Here is a 15,917-nt window from a genome sequence, read left to right as displayed (position 1 = left end):
AGTATAAACGTTATGAAAAAATATAAAGTAATTCTTGTTGTAGTAGCATTTTTATTTGGTTTAAACAGTTGCTACGATTTGGACCGATATCCGTATGATCAGGTAAGTACGGGCACTTTCTGGAAAAATGAAGGACACGCCAAACAAGCCATGATGGGTGTTTACAATGCGATGAAAGACCAAAATGCGTTTGGTATTACATTCGGACTGGATTGTCTTTCGGATATTGGCGTAGGATATGATGACCCGAGTTATATTAATATGTACCTGGGCACATATACAGGCAGAACAGGACAGGTGTTAAATAAATGGAAAATGCTGTATGATGGTGTTATTCGTTCAAACACCGTGTTGCAGAATATTCAGACTGTTGAAATATCGGATGAATTAAAAGCGCAATACATCGGCGAGGCTAAATTTATGCGAGCACTGTATTATTTCTCTTTGATGAACTTCTTCGGAGGGGTTCCTTTATACGACGAAAGCTGGGAAGTGGATAAGAGCTTTAATGATATGAAAGAGCCAAGATCAACAGAGGAACAGACCCGTGAGTTTATTCTTAATGATCTTCAGGTGGCGATTGATGCGTTGCCGGCAAAATGGGACAATGCAAACTACGGAAGGGCAACAAAAGGGGCCGCTTATGCATTAAAGGGAAAAGTTCTTTTGTACAATAATCAGTTTGCCGATGCGGCAAAAAACTTTGAAGAAATAGTGAACGATCCTTCAGGAAAAGGTTACGGATATAAATTGTACGATAGTTATGAAAACCTGTTTAAACCGGAGGGAGACCAAAGTGATGAAATGATCTTTGCGATTCAAAACGCAGGAGGTGTAGGGTTGGATTATGGAATGCCTATGACATTTTATATGGGATCCCGCTCTTCGTTCGGAAGTTGCTGGAACAATGTAATGCCTTCAACAGGACTTGCCGATATGTATGAATATAAAGACGGAAAGCCATTTAATTGGAACGATATAGTGCCCGGATTTAACGAAAATGCAGAAATTAAAGACAAAACCTTCAGAGCTACACTGTCTGACGATAAGAAGACGGTGACTGCCTATCCGGAAAGTAAAGAAAAATTACTGGCAATGTATGAAAAGCGCGATTCTCGTATGGCTGTTTCATTGCTTCTTCCTTATACGGAGTACAAGGGTTGGACTGCAAATAAGGCTAATCTTTGTGAATTTGTTGTAGCGATAGGAACAAACGAAACAAATGGCTTTATTCGTAACAATAAACAATGGGATACTTATTTGTGGCGTAAGTTTGTGGCCGAATACGATATGGATGGCGGAATTAACGATCGCGCACATACACCGATTAATTTCCCCTTGATTCGCTATGCCGACGTTTTGCTTATGTTAGCAGAATGCTATAATGAAACCGGAAAACAAGCAGAAGCTGTAGCGTTGATAAATCAGGTGCGTCAGCGTCCGTCCGTTAATCTTCCTGCATTAAACAGCGGACCTGCCTGGCTGCAAGCTAATTCGAAAGAGCAGGTTTTTGAACGCATTAAACAAGAACGTGCGGTAGAGTTGGCCGGCGAGGGACACCGTTTCCATGATCTCCGCCGTTGGAAACTTCTTTTGACTCTTTCTAACAAGGATGAGTTGGCCTTTACCGGAACGCGTTTATTTACACGTGTGGTCAGCGAACGCGACTATTTGTGGCCGATACCTTCAGCCGAAATAGAGAAGAACGACAAACTTACTCAAAACCCGGGATGGAATTAATAATCACAGTTAGGGGAAATATGACTATATTTCCCCCGTAACTTTAAATTTCTATACTATGCCAGTTAAACGTACTATATGTATTTTAGGACTTGTTCTGCTTTTCTCAATTCACGCAAATGCCTACACCGAAAAGAACCTGTTGCAGCAGACTGCAAATTTAGAGCAAGTAAAATCTGCCTTGATCACCAACCAAAAGTGGGTGCCTTATCCTGATTATGCGGATAGGGGAGGTTGGGATAAGTTATTGGGCGACAATAAGGCTTTGCTGATTGAGCGTGCCGAAAAAGCTTTGTCGCATCCTTGGGAGGTTGTGAAGGCAACTGATTATCTCGAATATGAACGCTCGGGCAACAGGCGTATTATGGAAGATCCGTTCGGAAGGAATAATAATGCGATTGCCGACTTGCTGTTGGGAGAGTTGGCCGAAGGAAAAGGACGCTTTACCGACCAATTGATTAATGGCGTTTTTCATTCGTGTGAAATGACTTCATGGGTGCTTTCTGCTCACTTGGGCGCGCAGCATTCAGGTCGTTCGCTTCCGGATTATAAAGAGCATGTGATTGATCTTACCTCCGGAGATATGGGCTCGTTGTTGGCCTGGACGTATTATTTCTTCCATGCGGAATTTGATAAAGTGAATCCCGTGATAGCCGAACGTTTGAGAGCAGAGCTGCAAGAGCGTATTCTGGATACATATATGAAAGAAGATCGTTTTTGGTGGATGGCATTTAACCTAAAGCCGGGCGGGATGGTAAACAATTGGAATCCCTGGTGTAATTTCAATGTTCTTCAGTGTTTCCTCTTGCTGGAAAATGATACGGATAAACTGGCTGAGGCGGTATATAGAACGATGCTGTCTGTCGATAAATTTATTAATTACACCCATGCCGACGGAGGTTGTGAAGAAGGACCATCGTATTGGGGACACGCTGCCGGAAAGATGTATGACTATCTTCAGCTATTGAGTGACGGTACCGGGGGAAAGGTTTCGGTTTTCAATAACCCAATGATCCGTAACATGGGAGAGTACATTGTGCGGTCGTATGTTGGTAATGGTTGGGTAGTTAATTTTGCGGATGCTTCTGCCCGTGGAGGTGGAGATGCGCCGATTATCTACCGTTACGGCAAGGCTGTGAACAGCGATATGATGATGCAGCACGCCGCTTTCTTTAATCAGCAAGACGATAAGAAATTTTCGTTCGGACGTGATATTTTCAGAATGTTACAGTCTTTACTTTATGCGCCGGAACTAAATGCATTGCAGGGTGCACCGCAAGCTCCGGCTTATTCTTGGTATCCGGAAACTGAATTTTGTTACATGACCAACAAGAGTGGTTTCTTTGTAGCTGCAAAGGGTGGTTACAACAATGAAAGTCATAATCATAACGATATCGGTACGTTCTCCCTTTACTTAAACACAACGCCAATACTAATAGATGCAGGTGTCGGTACCTATACGCGCCAAACGTTCAGTAGTGAAAGGTATACGATCTGGACGATGCAGGGCGATTACCACAATTTACCGATGATCAATGGTGTTTCTCAGAAATTTGGTACGGAATATAGATCCTCCGAGGTTAAGTTTGACTCCAAACGTATGGTTTTCTCAGCGAACATTGCAGGGGCTTACCCTGAAGAGGCCGGTATTAAAACGTGGATTCGCTCCTATGCTTTAGGAAAGAATGAGCTGAAAGTGACCGACAAGTTCGAGTTGAACAAGACGACCGATCCGAATGTGCTAAACTTTATGACATGGGGAGAGGTAAAGATTGATGAGGCAGGAACAGTAGATATCCATGTGAAGGGAGAGAAAGCGCGGCTGGTGTATGATAAAAACCGGTTTGAAGCCTCAATGGAAACTATCACCCTAGACGATCCACGTTTATCTAACGTTTGGGGTAAAGAGATTTACCGTATTTCTCTGAAGGCAAAGGATGCCGTAAGAACCGGGGTTTACAATTATACAATTAAACAGATTAAATAATTTTGACATGAAAGGGTTAGTTGCATTTTTATGTATCTCTGTTTTGACAGGATGCGTAAAGAAAACAAGTATTGAGAATGATTTTATACGTGAAAATGTTGAATTCGCACAGGCTCAGATAGGGCAAGAAATAGAATATATTGAGAATAGTGGGAAAGTATTAAATCCGGTTACCCTTAAAAAAGACGGATCGGTATATTACTGCTCGTACTCTGATTGGAGAAGTGGCTTCTTTCCGGGTAGTGTCTGGTATCTGTATGAGTTATCCGGAGAGGAAACACTCCTGCCGGTTGCGATAAAATATACGGAAGCTTTAGAAGAGGCTAAGAAGCTTTTTTGGCATCACGACATAGGTTTTATTATTGAAGCCAGCTTTGGTAATGCACTTCGATTGACGAACAATAAACGCTATGAAGAGGTTATCGTTGAAGCGGCTCAAACTCTATCTACTCGTTTTCGCGAACAATCGGGCACTATTCAGTCCTGGAACGTTGACAAAGGCTGGCAATCGGAGCGAGGTTGGGAGTGTCCTGTTATTATAGACAATATGATGAACCTGGAACTTCTTTTCCATGCAACGAAATTAACCGGCGACTCTTCGTTCTATAAAATTGCCGTATCGCATGCCGACCGTACCATGCAGGAACAATTTCGCCCGGACGGCAGCTGCTATCATGTGATAGACTACGATCTGACTACCGGTGAAGTACGCAACCGCCATACCGCGCAAGGATATGCGCACGAATCGGCATGGAGTAGGGGACAGGCATGGGCTATCTACGGATATACCTTGTGCTATCGTGAAACCGGAGATCGTAAATACCTCGACATGGCCGTCAAAGCTTTTGACTTTATGAAGAATCATCCCGATATGCCGGAAGACCTGATTCCCTATTGGGATATGGATGCACCGGAGATTCCAAACGAACTTAGAGATGTTTCCGCAGCAACTTGTATCGCTTCCGCATTGTATGAACTTAGTACAATGCATATAGATAACGCCGCAACGTATAAAGCGTATGCCGACAAAATGATGCTTTCGTTGGCCTCACCGGCTTACCGTGCCAAGTTAGGCGAGAACGGACATTTTCTATTAATGCATTCCGTAGGCAGCATACCCCACAACGCAGAAATCGATGTGCCTTTGAACTATGCCGACTACTATTTTATGGAGGCGTTAAAGAGAAAAAACGAACAAGAACAGTAATTGAATTAACCAATATGCAGTAAAAGTCAAACACTTTTATATAGCCAACTTAAGGGTCAAGTGGAATTTCCGGTTGACCCTTATGTTGCGTCTAACAAATTAACAATTCAAATTCTATGCTGAAATGGAGGGTGTTTTTTTGCAATACTATATGTTTGAAAATTCGCCCTCTTTTAATCCGATCGATTTACCTCTAACTGATCTCATTTTACCCATCTTCCATGTTTTTCTTGTAAGTTTGTATTTAAATAGTAAAAAGAGAGATGGCAAAAGGGAAGTATTACGTGGTTTGGAAAGGGCTCAATCCGGGGATATATGATAACTGGGCTGAATGTAAGATGCAGGTTGAGGGGCAGGATGGAGCCAAGTATAAATCCTTCGAGAACCGCGAAGAGGCTGTGGCTGCTTTGGAAAGAGGACACGATGAATATGTAAAATCCCGCCCTTATCAGAAATCCGCGCAATCCAAACCCGATCGTTTTTCTGTTGGCAAACCCATCAATCATAGTTTATCTGTTGATGCCGCATGCAGTGGTAATCCGGGTGATATGGAATACCGGGGTGTTTATACCGCAACCAAGCAGGAGATTTTTCGTATAGGTCCGTTTAAAAAGGGAACAAATAATATTGGTGAGTTTCTGGCGCTTGTACATGGACTTGCTTTCCTGAAACAAAAAAATAGTGATCTCCCGATATACTCCGATAGTCGTAACGCGATTATATGGGTACAAAAGAAAAAGTGCAAAACGCTTCTCGAACGCGAACCCGCTAATGAGCCTATCTTTGAACTTATCGAACGGGCTGAGAAATGGCTTAACACAAATACCTACACCACCCGGATCATAAAATGGGAAACTGAATTCTGGGGAGAGATACCCGCGGATTTCGGAAGAAAGTAATTGTATTTCTTTATCCGACAGGATGTATTTTCGTTCATCCTGATCCTGCCGATGGTTCTTAGCCTGCCTAAATTGATATCTTTCGGCACGCTCCGGATGATCAATTTATTCCTAATTTTCCTGAATAGGTTTATTTATTATTTGGAAGTAAGGTGTTTACGTTATCCCGTATATTATTAACTTTGCAAGTTAAATACTGAGGAATGGATGACGAATTCGATATAAGAGAGCCTAAAGTGATGGAAAATGAACGGGAGTACGAAAATGCACTTCGGCCGCTTTCTTTTTTCGACTTTAGCGGACAGTTAAAGGTGGTTGAAAATCTGAAAGTATTTGTCATGGCTGCTCGTATGCGTAAGGAAGCGTTGGATCATGTTCTTCTGCATGGTCCTCCCGGATTAGGAAAAACTACACTATCCAATATTATTGCAAATGAACTGGGCGTAGGCTTTAAAGTTACCTCAGGTCCGGTACTCGATAAACCCGGAGATCTGGCCGGTGTGCTTACTTCACTGGAGGAGAACGATGTGCTTTTCATTGACGAGATACACCGCCTAAGTCCCATTGTGGAGGAATACCTTTATTCGGCGATGGAAGATTACCGGATCGATATTATGATTGATAAAGGACCAAGTGCGCGTTCTATTCAAATTGATCTGTCTCCGTTTACACTTGTAGGAGCTACTACCCGTAGCGGATTGCTTACCAGTCCTTTGCGGGCCCGTTTTGGAATCAATATGCACCTGGAGTATTACGACATGGAAACCCTGACGAAGATTGTACTTCGCAGTGCGGCAATATTGAACGTCAAATGTGAACTCAGCGCGGCAAAAGAAATCGCATCCCGTAGTAGAGGGACGCCTCGTATCGCGAATGCTTTGTTGCGTCGTGTACGCGACTTTGCTCAGGTAAAAGGAAATGGAGAGATTGATAAAGCAATTGCCTGTTTCTCGCTTGAAGCACTGAATATCGATCGCTACGGATTGGATCAGGTAGACAACAAACTACTAACAACAATTATAGATAAGTTTGGTGGCGGTCCGGTAGGATTAACCACGATTGCGACAGCACTCGGAGAAGACCCCGGAACATTGGAAGAGGTATATGAACCCTTCTTGATTAAAGAAGGATTTATTAAACGCACACCACGGGGGCGAGAAGTTACGGAACTTGCTTATACCCATCTGGGACGTAAAAGACAGGGCGAGCAAGGCTTTTTATTCGATTAGATTATGGCAGGAGGAATAAAGCGGCTCGCGAAAGAGACCGCCGTATATGGATTAAGCAGTATTATCGGGCGGTTTCTGAACTGGTTGCTTGTTCCGATGTATGTTCGTGTCCTTGCTGAGCCGGCCGATTATGGTATTGTAACGAACCTGTATGGCTGGGTAGCTTTGGTGTTGGTGTTGCTTACTTATGGAATGGAGACGGGCTTTTTTCGTTTCATCAACAAAGAGGACGAAAATCCCGCAGGGGTTTACGCGACTACCTTGTTTAGTATTACTACTACCTCACTTATATTCATTCTTGGAATAGTTCTTTTCCTAACGCCTATCAGCGATTGGCTGGGCTACATACAAACACCCGAATATATTCTTATGTTTGGTGTTATTCTTGTGTTGGATGCGATCAGTAGTATTCCTTTTGCTTACCTACGCTATCAGAAGCGACCTTTCCGTTTTGCCGGAATCAAGTTGCTCGGCATATTTCTGAATATCTTTCTTAACCTGCTCTTTCTGGTTGTTTGTCCGTGGTTAATGGCGCATGCTCCAGCGTTAATCAGTTGGTGTTATGTGCCTGATTACGGAGTTGGTTATATTTTTGTGGCCAACGTGGTGACATCGGTAGTAACATTCCTGCTGCTTCTTCCGGAGATAAAAGTCTGCGTCGGTATAAAACCGGACTTTGTTTTACTGAAACGTATGCTGAACTATTCATTCCCTATTCTGATTCTCGGATTAGCGGGGATATTGAATCAATCGATAGATAAAATAGTATTCCCATTTCTGTTTGACGACAGAGACTATGCCAACGAGCAATTGGGTATTTATGGCGCGTGCTTTAAGATAGCGGTTGTGATGGTGATGTTCATTCAGGCATTCAGGTATGCTTACGAGCCGTTTATATTTTCTAAGAATAAGGGAGAAGACAACCGTAAGGCCTACTCCGAGGCGATGAAATATTTTATCATCTTCGCCTTATTGATTTTTCTGGGAGTGATGTTCTATTTAGATATATTGAAATATTTCGTTGTGCCGGAATACTACCCCGGCCTGAAGGTAGTGCCTATCATTATGCTTGGCGAATTGTTTTTCGGTATCTATTTTAATCTTTCCTTGTGGTATAAACTGACGGATCAGACGCAATGGGGAGCCTATTTTTCCCTTATAGGTTGTGTAATTACGGTCGCGATCATTTTTACTTTCGTTCCCGTATATGGATTTATGGCTTGTGCCTGGGCATCGTTTGTGTGCAACTTAGTGATGATGTTTTTATCCTATTTTGTTGGGCAAAAGAAGTATCCTGTTAACTATGATTTGAAATCCGCGGCGATTTATGTACTGGTGGCGGCGGTGTTCTTCGCGGCGGGAATGTTACCGGATATTAAATCTGAGGTGTTGCGTTTAGGGTATCGTACGATTTTACTCGTCTTATATATAAGCTTTATTATAAAAAGGGATTTACCATTGAAAGAACTTCCTTATATCGGGCGTTTCGTGAAATAAGAATTATTGAATTTGTATAAATATAAAAATGAATTGATGTTTATGAAGAAGTTGTGGGCAGTAGTGTTACTGTTAATCGGGATTGGTCAGATACATGCCGATGAGGGTATGTGGGTAATTAAAGAATTAAACAAACAGAATCTGGATCGTATGAAGGAATTGGGATTTACTCCTTCTTACGAGCAGCTGTATAGCGAAACAGGTCCTTCCATAACCGATGCGGTGGTGATATTTGGAGGAGGTTGTACGGGAATTACCGTATCGGAAGAAGGATTGGTGTTTACAAACCATCATTGCGGATTCGGAGCGATACAGCAATTAAGTAGTGTGGATCATGACTATCTGAAGGATGGTTTTGTGTCTCAAACGAAAGAAGAGGAACTGCCTGTTCCGGGACTTTCCGTGCGTTATCTGCGTGAAACGGTTGATGTTTCTGAGCGTATCCTTGCACAGATCTCATCCATCGACGAAGAACATTTGCGCTTAGCAGCCGCCGATTCAATCGGTAAGGCTATTTGTGATTCAATCGGTGAAAATGAGTTTTTAACGGCCGATGTGATTCCCTTTTATAATAACAATAAATACTTTTTAGTGGTATATGATGTGTTCCGTGATGTTCGTCTTACATTCGCTCCTCCCAGTTCCGTGGGTAAATTTGGTGGTGATACAGACAACTGGATGTGGCCACGCCATACGGGAGACTTCTCGGTGTTCCGTGTATATGCCAATACAGAAAACAAACCGGCTGGGTATGACAAGAATAATAAACCATACACGCCGAAGTTCGTGGCCGAAGTTTCTATTGCCGGATACCAGGATAAAGACTATGCGATGACGATCGGTTTTCCGGGAAGCACAGACCGCTACCTTTCTTCATGGGGTGTGCAACAACGCATCAGTCACAGCAATGTGCCTCGTATCAATGTGCGTGAAGTAAAACAAGCCATCTGGAAAGACGCGATGAACGCAAGCGATGCCGTACGTATCAAGTACGCTTCAAAATATGCCGGAAGCTCAAACTATTGGAAAAACTCAATCGGTATGAACCGTGGATTGGCTAACCTGAACGTGATTGGTCGTAAGCAAGAAGAAGAAGCCGCTTTTTCAAAATGGGCAAACGAGAATGCCGAACGCAAAGGCGAATATGGAGATGTAATGAATCTGTTGGAAAAAGGATATACTTCTACCAACGAATACCGCGAGGTGTATACCTACCTTTCTGAAGCCTTTATGAGTGGTGCGGAAATTGTTCGCCTGGCTCGTATGGTTCAGAGCTTTGATATGAAGGGTTCTACACTTGAAGAGCTGAATGTTTTCTTAGAAGACCGTATTCGCGGTTTCTTTAAGGATTATGAGCCTACGCTGGACCAGCATGTATTAGCAGCGATGATGCAGGAGGTAAAAAACCGTGTTCCGGCTCGTTATCTTCCGGATGTATTCCCGAAAATTGACAAAAAATATAAGGGTAACTACGCTAAATATGCGGCAGACTTATTCAAGAAAACAAAACTTTCAACCTACGAAAGTGTAGAGACTATGTTGAAAGACCCGAAACAATATGCTAAATTGAAAAATGACCCTGCGGCAGAATTGAGTCTTTCTTCTATGATCTCCCTGTTTGAACTTCAGCAGTTCATGGGTGAATCGCAGTTTGATATCGCGAAAGGTGAACGCCTATACTTTGCCGGACTGAAAGAAATGTATCCGGAAAAAGCGCTTTCTTCGGATGCCAACTTCACGATGCGTTTGAGCTATGGTTCGATTGGCGGATACCGCCCTTACGACGCGGCATGGTATGATTATTATGCTACCGACAAAGGTATTCTTGAAAAAGAAGACCCCAACAGCACAGAGTTTTGGGTGCAGAAAGATATTCTGGATCTGATCCGCTCGAAAGACTTCGGACAATATGGTAATGCCGACGGAACAATGAATCTTTGCTTCCTGTCAAACAACGACATCACCGGAGGAAACTCAGGCAGTCCTGTTTTCGATAAAAACGGTTGTGTGATTGGTTTGGCATTTGATGGAAACTGGGAAGCAATGAGCGGTGACATCGCTTTCGAACCGGACCTTCAACGTTGTATTGCCGTTGATATCCGTTACGCATTGTTCATCATCGACAAATGGGGAAAATGCCCACGCATTATTGAAGAACTCAAATTGGTGAAATAAACATTTCAATCCTCAAAATAACGAAGGACGTCCGAAAAATAGGCGTCCTTTTTTTATAATACTATACGAAAAAAATATATCCTTTATTTTTGGAAAAATAACCTTTATGTTTTTAGCGGTGTTTTATGTGCTGATTATCAGCACTATACAGGATGGCTTAAAATGGAGGTTTTATCCTTGGTTTTTAGCTAAAAAAAGCGGGAATTATTTCCGGATTTTTGAGTCTCGCGGGTCTTTTTTGTCAGCCTGTAATCGGTTGGCGAATTGCCTACAAGTTTCTTAAACATCCTGCTGAAATGATGCGGATATTTAAATCCTAATTCGTAAGCAATTTCATTTATTGACTTGTCCGGATAGTACAATTTGTTTTTTGCTTTTTCTATTACCTTTATCTGAATATACTCCTGAGCCGATTTTCCGGTTTCTTTCTTTATCAGATCTCCAAAATAATTGGCCGAAAAATGCAATTCATCCGCGAAATATTGTACCGAAGGTAAGCCGATCAGTTGCGGTTTTTCCGAATCGTAGTAACCATTCAGTAGTTTTTCAAACCTTGAAAGTACGTCTTTATTCACATTCTCACGTGTTATAAACTGACGGTCATAAAAGCGCATGCAATGATTTAGAAAAACTTCGATGTTTGCCGTGATGATGGATTTGCTGTGTTTGTCGATAGAATGAGTCAGTTCGTCTTTTATTTCCTTAAAACAATTCACAATAATCTGTCGCTCGCGTTCAGACATGTGTAAGGACTCGTTCGATTCATAAGAGAAGAAGGAATAATCATTCATCTTCTGCCCAAGCAATGCTCCCCGAAGCAAGTCCGGATGAAAACATAATCCCCAGCCCTGCATTTTGAACGTTTCGCCCGTATCATCTTTACCGGCCACTTGTCCCGGAGCAATGAACACAAGCGTACCTTCCTGGTAATCGTAGGTATGCCGACCATAGATCAAATCGCCGCATTTTACATCTTTCAGAAAAACAAAATAGAAACCATATCTTTTGCGGATATGATGAAACTCTTTGGTGACTGTTGTGAAGTCGATGGAGCTGATCAAAGGATGCCATGTTTCTATTCCGAGAAAACTATTGTAATCGTGTATCGTATCAAAATTCAATATTTCGCTCATATTTTCTGATTTTTAGATAGAACAAAAATAGGGCTTCTTGTTTAAAGTTTCTCATCTGCTGTTGTAAATCAGTAAAAAAGGTAGAAGAAAACGTAATTTGTGTATGTCGCTGATTGTCTATACTATGCGAATCAGTAAAAAAGGTAGATGAATCCGTAATCTGTCTATTTACAGTGCGTATTATTCAGCTTAAGTTTGTAACTTGAAAATTTAAACTTTTAAAATTGTAGGAGATGAAGCAAAAGAATGGCGTAATAATGACGGTAGTTATGGCAGGTGCCCTTTTTTTTTCGGCAAGTAATCAAAAACAAGAAGAAACAGGAAACGGTCTACTTATTGTGAAAGAACAGGGTAGTTTTGCCGTTGGCGGAAAAGTAATTCAAAATGAGGGTACGTATACCGGTGAAAACTTTGATAACTTCAAGCCTTACCCCGAAGGACAAAGCTATCATGGCGATCATGCTTATGTGTTTTACCAGATACCCGACAAAGCCAGGCAATTGCCGCTTGTTTTCCTGCATGGGGCAGGGCAATCGTCTAAAACCTGGGAAACAACGCCCGACGGACGTGAAGGGTTTCAGACTATCTTTCTCCGCAAAGGGAGATTTGGATAGGTTGAAACCGGAACTCATCGCGGGACTTGAAGCCGGATTAACCGTCAACGAGATAAAGGAAGTGTTGGTGCATTTGTATGCTTACAGCGGATTTCCCCGTAGTTTACGCGGATTGCAAACGTTTATGTCCGTACTGGAAAATCGAAAAGCATCGGGTATTATCGATAACATGGGGCGTGAAGCGTCGCCAATTACCGACAGCCGGGATAAGTATACGCGTGGAAAAGATATTCTATCCGAACTTCAGGGTGTTACACCGCCCGAGGGACGGGCCACGGCAGGCTATGCCGGTTTCAGCCCGGAAATAGAAACATTCCTGAAAGAACATCTTTTCGCTGATGTTTTCGAGCGTGATGTATTGACGTATGCTCAACGTGAAATGGTAACCGTCGCGGTACTGATGGGTATAGGCGGTGCTGAACCAATGCTAAACTCACACATGAATCTCTCGCTCAACGTAGGGGTAACTCCTGCCCAATTACAGCAGATGATTGCTGTTGTTGAAGTAAACGTAAGCAAAGAAAACGCGGAAGCTGCTAAAGTCGTACTCGATGAATTATTGCAAAGAAGAGGGTTAAGCTCCGGCAAAAAGGCTCCTGAAATGGTTAATGGCGTGCGTGTAGAAAAAATATCCTTCCCGAACCGATTTAACAACAACGTGGCAGGCAATCTGTACTTTCCGGCTAATTTTGACGTGAATAAAAAATATCCGGCTATTGTGGTAGGTCATCCTTTTGGTGGCGTAAAAGAGCAGACCTCAGGACTGCACGCACAGAAAATGGCGGAACTGGGTTATATAACCCTTGCGTTTGACGCCACACACTATGGCGAAAGCGGTGGATATCCGCGCTATATAGAATCGCCCGAAACACGTGTGGAAGACTTCAGTGCGGCAGTTGATTTTCTCAGCAATCATGCGCGAGTGAATCCACAGGCTATCGGTGTTATCGGCATTTGTGGAGGCGGAGGCTATTCTGTAAGCGCGGCGCAAATCGACCACCGTATCAAAGCTGTTGCAACCATCAGCATGTACGACATGGGGCGCGCCCGTCGTCAAGGATTAGGCGATGTGATAACCTACGATCAGCGCATGAAGACGCTGGACGAGATAGGCGAAGAACGAACCGGTTAGTGATCAAACGCAGCCTGAATTAGTTTTCGAAAGAGGGGATAAAATAGACAGTCCTAATTTCACCGGTGATGCATGGCTTAATAACCTCATTATGCCCGACGATGAAAACCAAAATGCAGTAGGAAGCGTAACCTTCGCACCGGGAGCTCGCACAAGCTGGCACGCACATCCGGCAGGTCAAATCATACTCGCGCTGCATGGCATAGGCTATTATCAGGAAAAGGGAAAGCCGATCGAAATTGTTCGCAAAGGAGAAGTCGTGAAATGTCCGCACAACATACCTCATTGGCACGGAGCAAGTCCGGATAGCGAATTTATACAAGTGGCAATCACCGGAAGAGAGAATGGTCCTACGGTATGGCTCGAACCTGTAACCGATGAGGAATATAACAGTTACAATAAATAGACGACTTTGAAAGAAGTTGGCAAATAAAAAAACTGCTTTACGGGTTGTCCGTAAAGCAGTTTTTTGGTGTGCGCGGTTAGCGTCACTTATCTTTTATATCGGCAGTTGTATTTATCTGCCTTTTTTATCTGTTGTTCTTTTTCTCCAAGGTTTGTCACCGCTACGTTCGCGCGAATCAAAACGTTCTTTTCTTCTTTGATCGTCTCTTTTTCTGGCTCTGAACCCTCCGCTATCACGACCACCGAAGCTTCCTCTGCCTTTCTTCTCCTGAGCGAACTCTACAGAAATACGACGTCCGTCTACTTCGAAGCCATTCATGCCGTTCATAACCCGTTTCGCTTCGCTTTCTTCTACTTCGAAGAATGAAAAACTATCACGCAAATCGATCTTTCCTACTCTTACACGTCCCGGCACACACTTGTTGATCAGTTCAATAAGTTGATTAGGGAAGAGTCCGTCCGATTTACCGAAGTTAAGGAAGAAACGAGTATATCCTTCTTCAGAACTTGAGCTGCGGCGTCCGCCTGAATCAGCTCTTGATCCGCGTTCCTCTCTGCGACTGCTTCTTTCGTCTACAATCTGTAAATCGTCTGCATCTTTATAATATTCGAGCATACGGTTGAATTCAAGTGAAATCACTCGCTTAAGTATGTCTTCTTTCTCTAACCATTCAAGTTTACGGAAGATGGCCGGCATCAATGATTCGATTTCCTCTTCATCAACTTTTACCTTCTCAATCTTGTCAACCAAGTTGAAAAGTTGCTTTTCGCAGATAGCCTTACCATTTGGCATTTCGCCTTTCTCGAAAGTCTTATTAATAATGCGTTCTATCTCCCGGATTTTGCCTTTTTCCTTTACGTGGCAAATGGAGATGGAAATACCCGTTTTTCCGGCGCGTCCCGTACGTCCGCTTCGGTGAGTGTATGATTCCACATCATCCGGCAATCCGTAGTTTATCACGTGCGTTAAATCTTCAACATCCAATCCACGTGCGGCAACATCGGTTGCTACGAGTAGCTGGAGGTTTTTGATGCGGAATTTTTGCATCACATAGTCGCGTTGCGCCTGACTTAATTCACCATGCAGCGAATCCGCGTTATATCCATCCTGAATTAGTTTGTCGGCTATCTCTTGTGTTTCTTTACGGGTGCGGCAGAAAATGATTCCGTAAATATTGGGATAATAATCCGCGATACGTTTCAGTGCAAGATATTTATCACGCGCCTGCACCATATAATAAGTGTGACGGATGTTCTTGTTTCCTTCGTTTTTCTTCCCGATGATAATCTCTTTTGGATTCTTCATGTACTTCCGGGTGATCGAAGCGATACCTTGTGGCATAGTTGCCGAGAAAAGAAGCATATTGCGCGTCTCAGGTACTTCGGCCAAAATAGCATTGATGCTATCGGTGAATCCCATGTTCAGCATTTCATCTGCTTCATCAAGAATAACGCTCCCGATCGTATTCAGATTAACTGTTTTACGATTCATAAGGTCTAATAACCTTCCCGGGGTTGCCACGACGATATGTACACCTTTTTTCAGCATTCTGATCTGACTGTCGATGCTGGAGCCTCCATAAACCGGAAGTACTCTTAGGTTGTCAATGTATTTCGAATATTCGCTCAAATCATCTGCTATTTGCAGACAAAGTTCGCGAGTGGGGCACAATACAAGTGCCTGAGGTTGATATTTAGAGACGTCAATTTTCTGTAATATAGGTAGTCCAAATGCGGCAGTTTTGCCTGTTCCGGTTTGTGCTAATGCGATTACGTCGTTGTCTTCTCCCAGCAAGAAAGGAATCACTTCTTCCTGTACCGGCATGGGCGATTCGTAACCCATTTCTTGGATTGCTTTTAAAATAGGCAAAGCAACCCCTAATTCTTCAAATGTTTTCA

At 42.9% G+C, this 15,917-nt stretch carries 10 protein-coding genes and 2 pseudogenes; 10 read left to right on the top strand and 2 right to left on the bottom strand.

Annotated features, from left to right (window positions below; translation table 11 throughout):
- Window positions 1-12: 12 nt before the first annotated feature.
- The 7 genes from B9Y81_RS12790 to B9Y81_RS12760 all read left to right on the top strand — a co-directional run bounded on the left by B9Y81_RS12790 (window position 13) and on the right by B9Y81_RS12760 (window position 10,734).
- A complete protein-coding gene (locus B9Y81_RS12790; protein WP_085537781.1) occupies window positions 13-1,740 on the top strand; it encodes a RagB/SusD family nutrient uptake outer membrane protein in 1,728 nt (575 codons plus the stop codon).
- A 58-nt stretch (window positions 1,741-1,798) separates the two neighbouring features.
- Window positions 1,799-3,727 carry a heparinase II/III family protein gene (locus B9Y81_RS12785; RefSeq protein ID WP_085537296.1) on the top strand — a complete coding sequence of 643 codons (1,929 nt, stop codon included), beginning with the start codon at window positions 1,799-1,801 and terminating at the stop codon, window positions 3,725-3,727.
- Window positions 3,728-3,734: 7 nt separating this feature from the next.
- Window positions 3,735-4,934: a glycoside hydrolase family 88 protein gene (locus B9Y81_RS12780; protein ID WP_085537295.1), complete on the top strand. Its 1,200-nt coding sequence runs from the start codon at window positions 3,735-3,737 to the stop codon at window positions 4,932-4,934.
- A gap of 263 nt (window positions 4,935-5,197) precedes the next feature.
- A complete protein-coding gene (locus tag B9Y81_RS12775; protein WP_085537294.1) occupies window positions 5,198-5,833 on the top strand; it encodes a ribonuclease H1 domain-containing protein in 636 nt (211 codons plus the stop codon).
- 203 nt (window positions 5,834-6,036) lie between these two features.
- Window positions 6,037-7,062, top strand: a complete 1,026-nt coding sequence (ruvB, locus tag B9Y81_RS12770) for a Holliday junction branch migration DNA helicase RuvB (protein ID WP_085537293.1) — start codon at window positions 6,037-6,039, stop codon at window positions 7,060-7,062.
- Window positions 7,063-7,065: 3 nt separating this feature from the next.
- Window positions 7,066-8,559 carry a lipopolysaccharide biosynthesis protein gene (locus tag B9Y81_RS12765; RefSeq protein ID WP_085537292.1) on the top strand — a complete coding sequence of 498 codons (1,494 nt, stop codon included), beginning with the start codon at window positions 7,066-7,068 and terminating at the stop codon, window positions 8,557-8,559.
- A 42-nt stretch (window positions 8,560-8,601) separates the two neighbouring features.
- Complete coding sequence (locus B9Y81_RS12760; RefSeq protein ID WP_085537780.1) at window positions 8,602-10,734, top strand: dipeptidyl-peptidase Dpp7; 2,133 nt, start codon at window positions 8,602-8,604, stop codon at window positions 10,732-10,734.
- 188 nt (window positions 10,735-10,922) lie between these two features.
- Here B9Y81_RS12760 and B9Y81_RS12755 read toward each other — a convergent pair whose 3' ends face one another.
- A complete protein-coding gene (locus tag B9Y81_RS12755) occupies window positions 10,923-11,867 on the bottom strand; it encodes a helix-turn-helix domain-containing protein (protein ID WP_085537291.1) in 945 nt (314 codons plus the stop codon).
- Window positions 11,868-12,136: 269 nt separating this feature from the next.
- On the opposite strand from B9Y81_RS12755, the pseudogene B9Y81_RS15415 reads away from it, so the two are divergent.
- The 3 genes and pseudogenes from B9Y81_RS15415 to B9Y81_RS12745 all read left to right on the top strand — a co-directional run.
- Window positions 12,137-12,469: pseudogene (locus B9Y81_RS15415) on the top strand (alpha/beta hydrolase); the annotation flags it as partial.
- A pseudogene (locus B9Y81_RS12750) lies at window positions 12,453-13,607 on the top strand (carboxymuconolactone decarboxylase family protein); the annotation flags it as partial. The pseudogenes B9Y81_RS15415 and B9Y81_RS12750, both read left to right, overlap by 17 nt.
- A gap of 97 nt (window positions 13,608-13,704) precedes the next feature.
- The gene (locus B9Y81_RS12745) at window positions 13,705-14,019 is read left to right on the top strand and encodes a cupin domain-containing protein (RefSeq protein ID WP_085537290.1); all 315 of its coding nucleotides are present in this window, start codon (window positions 13,705-13,707) and stop codon (window positions 14,017-14,019) included.
- 111 nt (window positions 14,020-14,130) lie between these two features.
- Here the strand turns inward: B9Y81_RS12745 and B9Y81_RS12740 are convergent, their stop codons facing one another.
- On the bottom strand, window positions 14,131-15,861 hold the full coding sequence (locus tag B9Y81_RS12740) for a DEAD/DEAH box helicase (RefSeq protein ID WP_085537778.1): 1,731 nt from the start codon (window positions 15,859-15,861) through the stop codon (window positions 14,131-14,133).
- Window positions 15,862-15,917 lie beyond the last annotated feature (56 nt).

The organism is Massilibacteroides vaginae, from assembly GCF_900178525.1.
GTDB lineage: Bacteria > Bacteroidota > Bacteroidia > Bacteroidales > Tannerellaceae > Massilibacteroides > Massilibacteroides vaginae.
This window is presented reverse-complemented; position numbering and strand designations above follow the sequence as displayed.

Excerpts from the sequence above, each read along its gene's own strand:
- B9Y81_RS12790 (WP_085537781.1), top strand. The coding sequence starts at position 13 with ATGAAAAAATATAAAGTAATTCTTGTTGTAGTAGCATTTTTATTTGGT.
- B9Y81_RS12785 (WP_085537296.1), top strand. The coding sequence starts at position 1,799 with ATGCCAGTTAAACGTACTATATGTATTTTAGGACTTGTTCTGCTTTTC.
- B9Y81_RS12780 (WP_085537295.1), top strand. The coding sequence starts at position 3,735 with ATGAAAGGGTTAGTTGCATTTTTATGTATCTCTGTTTTGACAGGATGC.
- B9Y81_RS12775 (WP_085537294.1), top strand. The coding sequence starts at position 5,198 with ATGGCAAAAGGGAAGTATTACGTGGTTTGGAAAGGGCTCAATCCGGGG.
- ruvB (WP_085537293.1), top strand. The coding sequence starts at position 6,037 with ATGGATGACGAATTCGATATAAGAGAGCCTAAAGTGATGGAAAATGAA.
- B9Y81_RS12765 (WP_085537292.1), top strand. The coding sequence starts at position 7,066 with ATGGCAGGAGGAATAAAGCGGCTCGCGAAAGAGACCGCCGTATATGGA.
- B9Y81_RS12760 (WP_085537780.1), top strand. The coding sequence starts at position 8,602 with ATGAAGAAGTTGTGGGCAGTAGTGTTACTGTTAATCGGGATTGGTCAG.
- B9Y81_RS12755 (WP_085537291.1), bottom strand. The coding sequence starts at position 11,867 with ATGAGCGAAATATTGAATTTTGATACGATACACGATTACAATAGTTTT.
- B9Y81_RS12745 (WP_085537290.1), top strand. The coding sequence starts at position 13,705 with ATGCCCGACGATGAAAACCAAAATGCAGTAGGAAGCGTAACCTTCGCA.
- B9Y81_RS12740 (WP_085537778.1), bottom strand. The coding sequence starts at position 15,861 with ATGGGTTACGAATCGCCCATGCCGGTACAGGAAGAAGTGATTCCTTTC.